Origin of the sequence: Streptococcus suis (assembly GCF_002960625.1) — a bacterium.
Taxonomy (GTDB): Bacteria; Bacillota; Bacilli; order Lactobacillales; family Streptococcaceae; genus Streptococcus; species Streptococcus suis_T.
The window spans coordinates 10879-24544 of record NZ_POJH01000048.1 but is presented as its reverse complement, the minus strand read 5'-3'; the positions used below and the strand labels follow the sequence as shown (position 1 = coordinate 24544).

Annotated in this window: 12 protein-coding genes; 2 read left to right on the top strand and 10 right to left on the bottom strand. The window is 43.4% G+C overall.

All coding sequences use genetic code 11. The annotated features are described in order from the left end of the window. Positions 1-259 precede the first annotated feature (259 nt). The gene (locus C1G49_RS10105; RefSeq protein WP_105125563.1) at positions 260-964 is read right to left on the bottom strand and encodes a glucosamine-6-phosphate deaminase; all 705 of its coding nucleotides are present in this window, start codon (positions 962-964) and stop codon (positions 260-262) included. A 357-nt stretch (positions 965-1321) separates the two neighbouring features. Here C1G49_RS10105 and queA point away from each other — a divergent pair, with 357 nt between their 5' ends. Then, entirely contained in the window at positions 1322-2350 is a 1029-nt protein-coding gene (gene queA, locus C1G49_RS10100) for a tRNA preQ1(34) S-adenosylmethionine ribosyltransferase-isomerase QueA (RefSeq protein WP_105118367.1), read from the top strand. A gap of 83 nt (positions 2351-2433) precedes the next feature. Further along, positions 2434-2907, top strand: coding sequence for an arginine repressor (locus C1G49_RS10095; protein WP_105118366.1), 474 nt, complete (start codon positions 2434-2436; stop codon positions 2905-2907). Between the two features lie 59 nt (positions 2908-2966). Here the strand turns inward: C1G49_RS10095 and C1G49_RS10090 are convergent, their stop codons facing one another. From C1G49_RS10090 to rapZ, 9 genes are all read right to left on the bottom strand, one after another. Continuing rightward, on the bottom strand, positions 2967-4307 hold the full coding sequence (locus C1G49_RS10090) for a dipeptidase (protein ID WP_105125562.1): 1341 nt from the start codon (positions 4305-4307) through the stop codon (positions 2967-2969). Positions 4308-4422: 115 nt separating this feature from the next. Next, positions 4423-5925 (bottom strand): YfcC family protein, encoded by a 1503-nt coding sequence (locus tag C1G49_RS10085; RefSeq protein ID WP_105125561.1) that lies wholly within the window; start codon positions 5923-5925, stop codon positions 4423-4425. Between the two features lie 251 nt (positions 5926-6176). Next, a complete protein-coding gene (arcC, locus tag C1G49_RS10080) occupies positions 6177-7124 on the bottom strand; it encodes a carbamate kinase (protein WP_105125560.1) in 948 nt (315 codons plus the stop codon). 208 nt (positions 7125-7332) lie between these two features. Then, entirely contained in the window at positions 7333-8346 is a 1014-nt protein-coding gene (gene argF / locus C1G49_RS10070; protein ID WP_105125559.1) for an ornithine carbamoyltransferase, read from the bottom strand. A gap of 39 nt (positions 8347-8385) precedes the next feature. Continuing rightward, complete coding sequence (gene arcA, locus C1G49_RS10065) at positions 8386-9618, bottom strand: arginine deiminase (protein WP_172091668.1); 1233 nt, start codon at positions 9616-9618, stop codon at positions 8386-8388. Between the two features lie 253 nt (positions 9619-9871). Further along, the gene (locus tag C1G49_RS10060) at positions 9872-10567 is read right to left on the bottom strand and encodes a Crp/Fnr family transcriptional regulator (protein WP_105118360.1); all 696 of its coding nucleotides are present in this window, start codon (positions 10565-10567) and stop codon (positions 9872-9874) included. Positions 10568-10899: 332 nt separating this feature from the next. After that, positions 10900-11811 carry a DNA-binding protein WhiA gene (gene whiA, locus C1G49_RS10055; RefSeq protein ID WP_105125557.1) on the bottom strand — a complete coding sequence of 304 codons (912 nt, stop codon included), beginning with the start codon at positions 11809-11811 and terminating at the stop codon, positions 10900-10902. After that, entirely contained in the window at positions 11808-12782 is a 975-nt protein-coding gene (locus C1G49_RS10050; RefSeq protein WP_105125556.1) for a YvcK family protein, read from the bottom strand. Before C1G49_RS10050 ends, whiA begins: the two co-directional genes overlap by 4 nt. Continuing rightward, positions 12779-13666 carry an RNase adapter RapZ gene (gene rapZ / locus C1G49_RS10045; protein ID WP_105125555.1) on the bottom strand — a complete coding sequence of 296 codons (888 nt, stop codon included), beginning with the start codon at positions 13664-13666 and terminating at the stop codon, positions 12779-12781. Before rapZ ends, C1G49_RS10050 begins: the two co-directional genes overlap by 4 nt.

The following is a 13666-nucleotide window of genomic DNA, read 5'->3' as shown; positions in this document are numbered from 1 at the left end:
TTGATTGTCGCATTTGTTTTGCCACTTACAAATTAGCCACTCCGCAATTCGTTCTGCTGCTTGGCTGACTATCAAGGGTAGCAAAACAAGTTTCAGAAAACTATCTGCATAAGTTTTCACCTCCCAACTTGCGCTGTTTAGTGAATGTGACTTAGACAGTAGGCCATAGCTATTCGATCAGACTACAAAAATAGACCCACCGAAAAGGCATTAACTTGAAGTTTTCAGCGGGTTCATTCATATAAAGTGGTTTTGTCTATTATGCTAATTTACTTGCTGCCGCTTCATCGATAATAAGGACAACATCTTCATGGTTTTGAAGGACGCTTGCTGGGACTTGCTCCGTCACTGGTCCTTCCACTGTCGCCTTAATGGCGTCAGCTTTTTCAGGACCATAGGCCATGAGAACAATGGTCTTGGCAGATAGAATGTTGGCAATGCCCATCGAAATGGCTTGTTTTGGTACATCTTCTGGATTTTCAAAGAAGCGAGCGTTGGCTTCGATGGTTGATGGCGCCAAATCAACAACACGGGCAATTCCATCAAAAGAAGCACCTGGCTCATTAAAGCCGATATGACCATTCCGACCAATTCCAAGGATTTGGAAATCGACTGGATGTTCTTCCAGAATGGCATTGTAGCGCACCAACTCTGCATCAAGATCAGCAGCCAAACCGTTCGGTAAATGGTTTTCCTTGAATGGTTTGGCATTGAAGAGATGTTCTTTCATAAAATAGACATAGGATTGGTCACTATCTTCGCCCAAACCAACATACTCATCCAAGTTAACAGATGTCACCTCAGAAAAGTCTAAGTCGCTCTCCCGAACCTGCTTGTAAAATTCGATTGGACTAGATCCTGTTGCCAAACCTAGAACTTGCGCACCAGCTGCTATTTTCTGCTTGAGAATATCAAAGGCAATAGCTGCCCCTTCCACTTGATTCTTAACGATATGAACTTTCATCTGCTTTTCCTCCTTTTTGGTATAGACCATTTCATAAATCTATTATATGGTATATACCAATTTTTGTCAAGCCTTTCACATTATATTTTTTGCTAATATTAGTATAATAAATTAGAAAATTATTGCTAACTCTTTCTCGTCCACCAAGACTTAGGAATACAACTATGGTATAATGAAAGTATGACAAATGTACTTATATACCTATTCTTTCTCGGTATTCTGAATTGCCTGGCAGGCTATCTCATCACCAATTCGAGAACACTAAAAATAATCTTTTTCTCAATTGGTCTGCCCTTGTTATTGCTTCCATTTGGCCTGCTCGTCTATTTTTTAATACTAATTTAAACAGGAGAACACATGAATACCGCAGATTTTGATTTTGAATTACCTGAAGAACTGATTGCCCAAGTCCCACTTGAGAAGCGTGACAGCTCTCGCCTACTCATCCTCGACCACCAAAAGAAAACCATGGTCGACAGCCACTTCGACCACATCATTGACCAGCTAAACCCTGGTGATGCTTTGGTCATGAACAACACGCGCGTGCTCCCTGCTCGCCTCTACGGATACAAGCCAGAAACCAATGGCCATGTGGAGCTGTTACTTTTGAAAAATACCCAAGGTGACCAGTGGGAAGTCCTTGCTAAGCCAGCCAAACGCCTGAAAGTCGGTACCACGGTTGCCTTTGGTGATGGAAGATTGACAGCCACTATCATTGAAGAATTGGAACACGGTGGACGAATTGTTGAGTTCACCTATGATGGTATTTTCCTTGAAGTTTTGGAAAGTCTTGGAGAAATGCCCCTTCCGCCTTACATTCATGAGAAATTGGAAGACCGCGAGCGCTATCAAACTGTCTATGCCAAAGAAAACGGCTCTGCCGCAGCCCCAACTGCTGGACTGCATTTCACCCAAGAATTACTTGAGAAGATTGAGGCAAAGGGAGTGAAATTAGTTTATCTAACCCTTCATGTCGGTCTTGGCACCTTCCGACCTGTTTCCGTTGACAATCTTGATGAACATGAAATGCATTCGGAATTTTACACCCTATCTGCTGAAGCAGCCCAGACCCTTAATCAAGTCAAGGCTGCAGGCGGTCGGATTGTGGCAGTTGGTACAACATCTATTCGAACCTTAGAAACGATTGGCAATAAGTTCGATGGTCGACTAGAAGCTGATGCTGGCTGGACAAATATATTTATCAAACCAGGCTATGAATTCCGCATCGTTGATGCCTTTTCAACCAATTTCCACCTACCCAAATCAACTCTGGTCATGCTGGTATCTGCCTTTGCTGGCCGAGAATTTGTCTTAGAAGCCTATAAACACGCTGTTGAAGAAGGCTACCGCTTCTTCAGTTTTGGAGATGCTATGTTTCTTCAATAGCGACACTTTCCTTGTCCATGGCCAATCCAGTCAAGACTTTCTGCTGAATTTTCCGTGTACAACCATATTTGTAGGAGGTTCCTATGAACAAGATTGAAAGTCGTCACCAATTGATTTTGTCCTTGGTTATGGAGAAAAAAATTCATACCCAACAAGAATTACAAGAACTCCTCAATTTGAACGGTGTAACTGTCACCCAGTCCACCCTATCCCGCGACATCAAGATGCTCAATTTGGTCAAGGTCAATGAAGACGATTCTTCTCATTATGTCATCAACCCCATTGCTCCAAGTCGCTGGGAAAAACGCCTTCGGCTCTATATGGAAGATGCCTTGGTCATGCTTAAGCCTGTTCAGCATCAGGTCATCTTGAAAGCCCTGCCTGGTCTAGCCAATTCCTTTGGCTCTATTTTGGATGCCATGGAAATCCCTGAAATCATTGCGACAGTTTGTGGCGATGATGTCTGCTTGATTATCTGTGAGGATAATGAAAGTGCCCAGTCTTGTTTTGAGTACCTCAAACAGTATGCTCCTCCTTTCTTCTTTAGCAAGGCTTGATTAGAAAGCTGTCGAATAAAAGAAATGTTCTCAGACCAAACAATCTGAGAACATTTCTTTTATTCAGCAGCCAAACGATAAATAGCTTCAGCATAGATGTCCATTGTTTTGTACAAATCTTCCAATGGCATGCGTTCATTTTCTTGGTGTTCCGTCTGTTCTGTGTCAGGGAAACAAGCACCAAAGGCCACGCAGTTTGGCATGGTTCGGGCGAAGGTCGCTCCCCCAGATGAGATAGGCTGGCTGTCCATATCTCCTGTCTTATCCTGATAGACGGACATAAGCGTTGATACCAACTGGCTATCTAGGGGTACATACAAGGAAGCAAGGTAGTCGTACTCCTCATAGGTCAGACCACATTCCTGAGCCTTGGCTTGCAGGGTCGCCACCAATTTTTCCTTGTCCGCTGTGACTGGTATGCGAATATCCAATCGAATTTCTGATTTCTTGGCATTGATGGTCAGACCCGCAATATTGAAACTCAAGGTACCTGACGGCTCGTCGGTTACATCGCCAAACAGCTTGAAGCCTGTGGCATCTTCTCCAATAGCATTGACAATAAAGTTTAAAGTCGGATGGTCTTCAAATTTGTCCAAGGCCTTGGCCAAACGTACGATGGCATTGACACCCTCTGCCGCATCCTTAGCATGACGAGAAATACCCAGAACGGTCACCTGGTCATCATTGCTTTCATAATCAAAACCCAGCTGGTCCAACTCTGCCATGACCCCAGCTAATAAGTGGCCTGAATAGCTAGCCTTAGCAGGTACTACATTATAAGCGGTACCAGCCTCGATACTCAGACAAGGGTGGCCTGGTCCATGCAATTTGGCTTGTAACAAGCCTTTTTCCGCATAGGTTAAAGGGAAGGAGGAATCTGGTGCAAAGCCCATGGTCGCTACTTCTTCTAGTTGATTGTAGCGATTCATACAGCGCCAGAGTGTTTCTTCATCGGTACCAAAAATAAAGCGAATACGTTTGGTAAAAGTGACACCTGCATCCATCAAAGCCTTGACAGCAAAGAGAGCCGCTATAGAAGGTCCCTTATCATCTTGAACACCGCGACCAATCAGGAAGCTATCTTTTACGACTGCTTCAAAAGGCGGTGTGTTCCATTGCTTGAGATCACCAGCTGGTACGACATCCAAATGACAGAGAACAGCCAGCAAGTCTTTCCCCTGACCAATTTCTGCATAGCCATAATAGCCTTCTGGATCCAGATAGGTAGTAAAGCCCATCTTCTCAGTCATGGCTAGGGTGTGTTCCAAGACATCCTGAATAGCCTGACCAAATGGTGTTTGGTTTTGACCTTCATGTAGGACAGACGGAAAAGCTACCAGTTCCTTAATCGCCTCGACACAAGCCTCTTGATGCTGTGCTTGAATAAAACTTGTTTCCATTGTTTCTCCTTTCAACAGATTAAAATATAGTTCTTTCTGTTTTCATTCTATCACAAATGGAAAAACTGAGCCAGACTTCATCTGCATTTGGACAAAATCCGACCCAGAATTTCAATTAGAAGAATGTCGCAATGACAAGTATAGCAATTGATGCAAGTACAATAGCTGCAATCAATTTACCTACAAATTTATACCAAGTTCCGATCTCAACACGGCCTAAAGCCAAGGCTCCCATTACAATACCTGAAGTTGGAGCCACCAAGTTTAGTACACCTGAAGCAGCTTGGAAGGCTGTGATAATCAAGTGAGCTGGCACATTTACAAATTCTCCAAGAGGTGCCATGATACCCATGGATGCCCCTGCAAGACCAGATGTGGATGGAATCAAGAAGGACATTGGCAGGTAGAAGAGATAGGTCAAGATGATGAAGACTTGTGAAGACAGACCTTGCAAGCCAACTTCACCCCAGTGTAGAATAGTCGCCGTAATCATACCGTCATTCATGATGACTTGAATACCACGCGCCACCGCACAGATAAGGGCAACACTGAGCAAGTCAGCCGCACCATTCATAAAGGCCTTCACCAGACGCGCTTCGTCCATGCCATAGACAATACCGACCAAGACACCTGCTACTGCAAAGAGCATAGCTCCTTCAGGGAAATACCACCAGCCAAATGGATAAGCCGAACTACCAATCACCTGACCGATACCTGGCAAGCCAAGCAACCAGGTATTGAAATCTGCAAAGACAGAAACACCCAAGTCTTCCCAAGGAATAAAGCTACAAATCATGACAACAAAAGTCAAGACGAAGACCCAAAGAACACGTTTTTGAGCTGGTGTTAAGACAGCATTGACTTCTTCAGATGTGTTGACATTGAAATGAGCCATATCTGCTTCACGTTGTTTGTAAACCAAGGATTTAGTTGGGTCGTTTTTCACTTTTTCAGCATAGTTAGCAACAAACCACACACCCAGGCCCAAAATAACGATAAAGAAGATAATCCGCCATATCATACCATCTGCCAAGGAAACCCCTGCTGCATCCGAAGCCACACCTGTCGCAAATGGGTTTACAGTCGAAGCCAAACAGCCGATTTGAGAACCCAGTAAGATAATGGCAACACCTGTAATACTATCAAAACCAACTGCCATCATAACAGGAACTAAGAGTGGGAAGAAGGCCATGGTTTCCTCACCCATACCGTAGGTAGAACCACCCAAGGCAAACAAAGGCATGAGGATGTAAATCAACATTTTCTCGCGGCCCTTGAAGCGTTTCACAATGGAAGCAATCCCCACATCAAGAGCACCCGTTTCATTGACCACGCCCAAGAAGGAACCAACCATCAGGATGAAGAAGGCAACGTCGATAGCCTTGCTAGTATCACCATGCCCCAACATAGCCCGAACTGGCGCCATCACAATATCCCAAATTCCCTGCGGATTTTGAGCCACTGCTTGGTAAGTGCCTGTAATATATTTTCCAGCTTCGTCTTTTTCATATTGACCAGCTGGAATAACCCATGTCATAACTGCCATAAAGGCAATAATGAGCATCAAAATAGAATACGATGAAGGCAACTTAAAGCCTTTTTTCACTTTTTCGCTCATCGCAAAAACCTCCTATAATATTTTTTAAGTGAAATTATTTCCATAATGACCTTATCAAATATCCACCTATCTTCAAGAGATTGCCATCTCTTTCAGAGTATCGTCTGAAAACATTGCTTATAGATAGATACTTGATAGAATGAATGGAAGGGGGAGGACCTTGAAAATCTGAAGGAAAACACTTATTGGTCAGCCATTTTCTCTAACCATCCATTTCTTCCCTACTCCCCAGTCCATCTCAAAAGAACTCGTTACTCTTTCACAATAATCGTACCGCTGTCTGATTCAATCAAGGCTCCCAAGTTTTCGAGCGATGTAATGACTGCTTTTGATTGCGGTTTGTGGTTGACAAAGGCAATAGCAGCTTCTACTTTCGGTAGCATGGAACCAGGTGCGAATTGGTTTTGCTTGATATATTCTTCCAATTCCGCTACGGTCACTGTTTCTAATTTTTCTTGGTCTGGTTTGTTGTAGTTGACAAAGACATAGTCCACACCTGTCAATACGATGAAGAGGTCTGCATCAACCAACTCTGCCAGGCATTGCGAAGCAAAGTCCTTATCGATAACCGCTTCCACACCGGTCAGGGTACCATCTGCTTCTTGGACAACTGGAATACCACCGCCACCAGCAGCTACGACTACCTCACCAGCATTGAGAAGGGTACGAATGGTGCCGATTTCCTTAATGCCTACTGGTTTTGGTGAAGCCACGACTTTACGCCAGCCACGACCGGCATCTTCTTTGAAGGTCGCACCAGTCTTTTCTGCTTCTGCTTTCGCTTCTTCCTCTGTGTAGAATGGTCCAATTGGCTTGGTCAAATTCTCAAAGGCTGGGTCATTTTTATCAACAATAACCTGGGTAACGACGGAAGCTACATCCTTTTCAATACCTTCCTTAGTCAATTCATTTTCCAAGGCATTTTGCAACCAAAAACCGATTGAACCCTCTGTCATGGCTACCAAGCTGTCCAATGGAAAGGCTGGGTTCTTTTCTGAGTCAGCTGCCAGATTTTGGAGTAACAGGTTTCCGACTTGAGGACCATTACCATGGGTAATAATCAAGTCGTCGCCATTTTTGATTAGTTTAACAAGGTGCTTGGCTGTTTGTACCAAGGCCTCTTTTTGTGCTTTAGCCGATGGGTCGGAGGATAAAATAGCATTGCCACCCAAGGCTACTACAATTTTACGATTTACCATATCTTGTGTTTTCGCCTCTCTTTCATATTCTAGAAATCGCTTTCATTTTTTATCGAAGAAAAGGGGGCTGGGTTCAGCCCCCAGGAGGTGCGATGACTAGAGAATATACTCAATGAAAATCAAAATCAGACTAGGCGACGAAGATGAAGATAGAACTGAAGTTCATCAAATCGAGGCAACAACGTATGAGTTTGATTTTCGAAGAGTATTACACACGTGGAACAAATGGATCCCCCAAGGTAGCTGCCATCACTGCCTTAATAGTATGCATACGGTTTTCAGCCTGGTCGAAGTGACGAGCATACTTACTACGGAAGACTTCATCAGTTACTTCCATTTCCTCTACGCCGAATTTTTCAGCAACATCTTTACCATAAACAGTATTTGTATCATGGAAGGCAGGTAAGCAGTGTAGGAAGATAAGATTGTCGTTTTCTGCTTTTTTCACCAATTCCATATTCACTTGATAAGGTTTCAAAAGGGCGACGCGTTCTGCAAATTTAGCTTCTTCACCCATGGATACCCAAACGTCTGTATAAAGAACATCTGCGCCTTTAACTGCCTCGTCAGCATTGTCAGTGATCAGAACACGCGCTCCACTTTCTTTGGCAAAGCCTTCTGCCAATGCCACAACAGTTTCATCAGGGAAGAGTTCTTTTGGTGAGAAGATATGGACATTGACACCAAGGATGGCACCTGTCACCAAGAGAGAGTTGGCAACGTTGTTACGACCATCACCACAGTAAACCAAAGTCAATCCTTCCAACTTGCCAAAGTTTTCTTTGACAGTCAAGTAGTCAGCCAACATTTGAGTTGGGTGCCATGCATCTGTCAAACCATTCCATACTGGCACACCTGAGAATTCTGCCAATTCTTCCACCATCTTTTGGCTGAAACCACGGAATTCAATACCGTCGAACATACGTCCCAAAACCTTAGCAGTATCTTCTGTCGATTCCTTCTTGCCAAGTTGGATGTCATTTGCACCGAGGTATTCTGGATGCGCTCCAAGGTCAATGGAGGCTACTGTGAAGGCAGCACGAGTGCGTGTTGATGTTTTTTCAAACAAGAGGGCAATATTTTTACCTTCTAAATAACGGTGTGGAATATTGCGTTTTTTCAAATCTTTCAAATGAGCTGAGAAATCAATCAACCATTCCAATTCTGCGCGTGTGAAATCTTTCTCTGCAAGGAAGTGTCTGCCTTTAAAAATGTTTGTCATTGTTTCTTCTCCTATCAGTTTATTCTATTTCATACAGTTTTATAGGTCTTCCCGTTCAAATGGCATGGACATACAACGTGGTCCACCACGACCGCGAACCAACTCACTTCCGCTAACCTTGATTAAACGAAGCCCCTTGGATTCAAGAATTGCATTTGTAATGGTATTGCGTTTGTAAACAACAACCACACCTGGTGCAATAGTCAAGGTATTGGAACCGTCATTCCACTGCTCACGACCTGCTGCAACGATATTATCACCACCACAACGAATGAGTTCTACTTTTTCAAGACCCAAATTACTTGCCAAAACCTCTGCCAGATCACCATGTTCTTCTTCGATATGGAGGGTTTCATTTTCATAGGTCACAGAGAAGACACGGAGGGTTCCTTCGATTTCAGGGTGAATGGTAAACTTGTCATAATCCACCATGGTAAAGACAGTGTCCAAATGCATAAACTTCCGACTATTCGCAAACTCAAAAGCCAAGACTTTCTTGAAGCCAACGCCCCGTTCAAAGATATTAACTAAGAGTTTTTCAATAGAAGCAGCATCTGTCCGTTGGGAAATACCCACTGCCAACAAATCTTTGGAAAGAATTAACTCATCTCCACCTTCGATACGAGTCGTTTCATCACGGTTATAGACCAGTGGAACCTTTCCAGCATAGTCTGGGTGATAGGTGAAGATATACTTACCGTAGAGGGTTTCACGGTTACGGGTTTCAGCATACATATGGTTGAGTGATACCGCATTACCAATGGTCGCAAATGGATCCCGTGTGAAGTAAAGGTTCGGCATTGGATCAATGGCAAATGGGTAGGATGATTCGACTAAGTCTGTCAAACCTTTTTCATCAGCTGGAACCGGTGGCAGTTCTGCCTTTTGAACACCAGCCATGGTTTTTTCTACTAACTCCTTGTTATCCTCAATAGCCAACAAGAGTTTGCGAATGGCTTTCTTAGTAGCACGACCACGAATATTTGCTTCATCAAGATACTCATCGATAAATTGCTCACGAATTTCAGGTGTTACCAGTGATTCAGCGACCAATTGCTCCAGATAGAGCACCTCAACTCCTTCGTCACGAAGGGCTTGAGCAAAGGCATCGTGTTCCCTCTGAGCATCCTCTAGGAAGGGAATATCATCAAATAATAAACGCTCCAAGTGGTCAGGCATCAAGTTTTCAATTTCTTTACCCGGCCTATGTAGCATAACTTTTTTCAGTTTACCAATTTCTGAAAACACATGGATTGGATGATGTGACATGATCTGTCCTCCTAATATTTTTTTCTTTGATTGGAAAGGTTAGTGGACCGTACGCTTTCCACCCTTTCCTTGACACCCACAGTCTATCAAATATCAGAAAGAAAAACTTGAAAACGCTCACATCTTTTTGAGAAATTCTTCACATTTTTTAAAGGATTTTTAGATAAATATTTATAATATTGCCTATCTTATGCATATTATCCCTCTACATATCATTATGTGAATTTTTATTTTTTGTAAAAAAAGAACGAAAACTTTAATAAGTTTCCGTTAAATTGGCTAAAAAATATTCAATGTCTAGATAGGTCAGAATTTTTCGCCTATAGATAATCTTTTTATCCTGCTTTAATTGCTTGAGAACATGGCTAACTGTTTCTCTTGTCGTTGCGGCCAGGCGAGCAATTTCTTGGATATGTATATCAAAGGGCAGACTTACCAACTGTTCCCGTTGACACATATCCCAATAAAGAAGGGCCAGAGCCTGCACAACTCGCTCCGAAGCCTTGGACCGCATACTATTACGCAGGCGCAGTTCCTGAAAGGCTAGAATTTTCGATAATTTTTGACAAATATAGACCAGCTGACAAGGATTTGTCTTGGACATACTCTCAAATAAAGCCATAGGGATGATCAAACACTCCAAGTCTGTCATGGCAATAGCCGTATAGTGATAGGGCTTATCTTGAAACATATCCCCAAAAGGAAAGGCTCCACCCTGTCGGATATAGTCCAGATAGGTAAAACTATCTGTTTCATCATACTGCTCAATTCTGGCATAGCCCTTCTGCAAGACAAATAAATAATCCCTGGGATCTTGGGCATAGAAAAATATCTGCCCTTTGGGAACCTTTCGAAAGCGGATATGCTTGGCCAGCTGGTCAAAGCTATCTCGGGTAAGGTTCTCAAAGGTTGGATGTTTCCTAAGATAGCTATACTGCTCACGGCTGATCATTTTCAAGCTCCTTTATCAATCATTCTCCTACGATTATAACATATATTAACTTATAAGACGAATGATTATAAGCAAATCTACAACAGAAAAACCAGCTCATACTCAATGAAAATCAAAATCAGACTAGCTCCAAAGGTTTGGGGAACCTTTGGAGGTTGGAGATAGGCGAACGTAGTTCGTTTCTACCTATTATACAGATAGAACCCTGTTACTATTTTATTTCAAGGTAACAGGCTGAAAGGCTCCACTGGAGCCTTTCACTCATCAAATCAAGTCAACACCGTCTGCTTTTGATTTTCGAAGAGTATCAAAAGAACTGGTTTATCTAAACTTTATAAATCATCCGCAATCTTATTGATTTTCCGCAGTCGATGATTAACTCCACTCTTGGTAATGGGAACCGTCAAACTATCTGCTAACTGCTGAATCGAATAATCAGGATGTTGGATACGGAGTTGGGCAATCTCTTGCAGGTCACCAGTTAGCTGATCCAAACCAATGCTATCCATAATTTTGATGATATTGTTGATGGTCTTCATGCTGGCATTTACAGTTTTAGCAATATTAGCCGTTTCTGCATTGTTAGCTCGGTTGAGGTCGTTTCTAGCCTCACGCAAGAGCTTAATATCTTCAAAGGCTGTCTTTGCTTCCTCTGCCCCGATGACCAGCAGAAAGTCCATAATATCTTCAGCCCGTTGCAGATAGGTAATGGTTCCCTTGCTTCGCTCAATAACCTTGGCATCCAAGAGAAATTTCTGTAACAGATTAGCTAAGTCATGGGCATGGTCACTGTAAACAGAGGCAATTTCTAACTGATACCGTCCCTTTTCAGGGTCCTTGACGGAACCTGCTGCCAAGAAAGCCCCACGCAAATAGGCTTGGCACCAGCTATCATTTTCAAGAACAAGAGGCGAAATCCCTGTTTCCAATCCAAAAAAACTATCCGCCAGATGCAAATCATTTAAGATGTCATTGACCCCCTCCTCAATGACTACTGCATAAACACGGTTCTTTTTGAGATTAGGTTTTTGATGGTGACGGATTTCTGCTTTTACCTGATAAAAATGCAGGAATAATTCGTAAATATGTCTGGCAATTTTGGCATTTTCCGTCGAGATGGATAAGGTCAAACCTGTTGAAGCCAGCCCCAGACTTCCTGATAATTTGATAATGGCTGACAGTTCACTCTTATTTTGACTGGACTGGATCAAGAGTTCTTCTTTGACTTTTATGGTAAAACTCATGACCGCACCTGCAAAATCTTGAGCAACTCTTCTACCACCAAATCACCATCGTGGAAAGCTCCGCCATTTTCCAAACGTAAGAAATTAGATGAAATCACACGGCGAGCTTGCTCTTGCAAACCAGCAAAATCATGCTTGACCTGCACCAAGTATTCGTCAAACTGGTGGGTGTTCATGTAGTCTTGCGGAACGGGTTCGCTGTTAACCAAAACCGTGTCGATAAACTTCTCTCCCAAATGACCATTCAAGACGGTCACATGGTCAGCATCTGAGAAAAACTCAGTTTCACCACGCTGGGTCATAATATTGCAGACATAGGTCACTTCAGCCTTGGTTTCCTTCAGAGCTTTCCCAAGATCTGAAATCATGAGATTGGGCAGAATGGAAGTAAAGAGCGAACCAGGTCCCAAGACCACCATGTCACTCTCCATAATGGCCTCGACCACCTGACGACTGGCCTTAGGCTCATCATCATTGTAGGAATTGGTCACATAGACATGGCCAATCATGCCCTTATGTTTGGCAATCTTGCTCTCACCCGACACCTCAGTACCATCTGTAAATACAGCATGGAGGGTCAAGGCTTGTTCACTAGAAGGGTAAATCCGACCAGTCGTATGGAAAAATCGAGTTAGCAGCCGCATAGCATTATAGGTCGAGCCCTGCATCTCCGAAATTCCAGCGATAATCAGATTACCTAGGGGGTGTCCAGCCAAAGGACCGTCCGAATCCGCAAAGCGATACTGGAAAATCTGCTCATACAATTTGGGCATATCCGACATGGCTAAGAGGACATTACGCAAATCTCCTGGGGGCGTCACCTGCAGAGCTTGACGAATTTCACCTGAGGAACCCCCATCATCTGCTACCGTCACAATCGCCGTAATATCAACATCCTTGTCCCGCAAACTCTTCAAAATGACTGGAATTCCCGTTCCGCCCCCAATCACTGTAATCTTTGGTTTTCTCATGAGCGGTTGACCGTTTCCTTCCTTCTGTCCTTGTCGCGATGGCTACGGTTGACAATCCAGTTTTTCTCCAAATCATCTGCCAAGCGTTTGGCAAAAGCAACGCTTCTGTGTTGACCGCCCGTGCAACCAACAGCAATGGTCAGAACAGACTTTCCTTCCTTCTGATAACCTGGCAGAATTGGCTCAATCAAGCCGATAAGGTGGCTGTAAAATTCTTCAGATTCCTGGTGGTCCATGACATAATCAAAGACAGGAGCATCCAGACCAGTCAGATTGCGTAATTCTTTCTGATAATAAGGATTTGGCAAGAAACGCACATCAAAAACCAAGTCCGCATCCAGAGGCAGACCATATTTGAAACCAAAGGACATGACTTCCACACGGAAGGATGGTTGGTTGTCCTGACTAGCAAATTGCTCAGAAATGGCCATCCGTAGATTACGGGGTGTCAATTCTGTCGTATCGATGACATTCTGGCTCATATTTTTCAAGGGCGCCAAGAGTTCACGCTCCAGCTGAATGCCGTCCAAAACCCGACCATCTGCTGCAAGAGGATGAGACCGACGAGTTTCCTTATAGCGTGCTACCAGTTCATTGTCCGTCGCATCTAAAAACAAGACCTTGAAATCCAAATCTTCTGCCGCCTCAATCTCATCTAAGACTTCTCGAATTTCTGAAAAGAAAGACCGGCTCCGCATATCTACCACCAAGGCAATCTTATTATTGTCTTGGCTGTGGCGAATCAATTCTAAAAATTTTGGCAAGAGGGTCGGTGGCATATTGTCAATGGTAAAATAGCCCAAGTCCTCAAAAGACTGAATGGCTACTGTCTTACCAGCTCCCGACATCCCTGTCACAATAACTAAGTGGAGTTTGTCTGCCAT

Excerpts from the sequence above, each read along its gene's own strand:
- whiA (WP_105125557.1), bottom strand. The coding sequence starts at position 11,811 with ATGAGTTTTACCATAAAAGTCAAAGAAGAACTCTTGATCCAGTCCAGT.
- C1G49_RS10090 (WP_105125562.1), bottom strand. The coding sequence starts at position 4,307 with ATGGAAACAAGTTTTATTCAAGCACAGCATCAAGAGGCTTGTGTCGAG.
- C1G49_RS10085 (WP_105125561.1), bottom strand. The coding sequence starts at position 5,925 with ATGAGCGAAAAAGTGAAAAAAGGCTTTAAGTTGCCTTCATCGTATTCT.
- rapZ (WP_105125555.1), bottom strand. The coding sequence starts at position 13,666 with ATGGCAGACAAACTCCACTTAGTTATTGTGACAGGGATGTCGGGAGCT.
- C1G49_RS10060 (WP_105118360.1), bottom strand. The coding sequence starts at position 10,567 with ATGATCAGCCGTGAGCAGTATAGCTATCTTAGGAAACATCCAACCTTT.
- queA (WP_105118367.1), top strand. The coding sequence starts at position 1,322 with ATGAATACCGCAGATTTTGATTTTGAATTACCTGAAGAACTGATTGCC.
- argF (WP_105125559.1), bottom strand. The coding sequence starts at position 8,346 with ATGACAAACATTTTTAAAGGCAGACACTTCCTTGCAGAGAAAGATTTC.
- C1G49_RS10095 (WP_105118366.1), top strand. The coding sequence starts at position 2,434 with ATGAACAAGATTGAAAGTCGTCACCAATTGATTTTGTCCTTGGTTATG.
- C1G49_RS10050 (WP_105125556.1), bottom strand. The coding sequence starts at position 12,782 with ATGAGAAAACCAAAGATTACAGTGATTGGGGGCGGAACGGGAATTCCA.
- arcC (WP_105125560.1), bottom strand. The coding sequence starts at position 7,124 with ATGGTAAATCGTAAAATTGTAGTAGCCTTGGGTGGCAATGCTATTTTA.
- C1G49_RS10105 (WP_105125563.1), bottom strand. The coding sequence starts at position 964 with ATGAAAGTTCATATCGTTAAGAATCAAGTGGAAGGGGCAGCTATTGCC.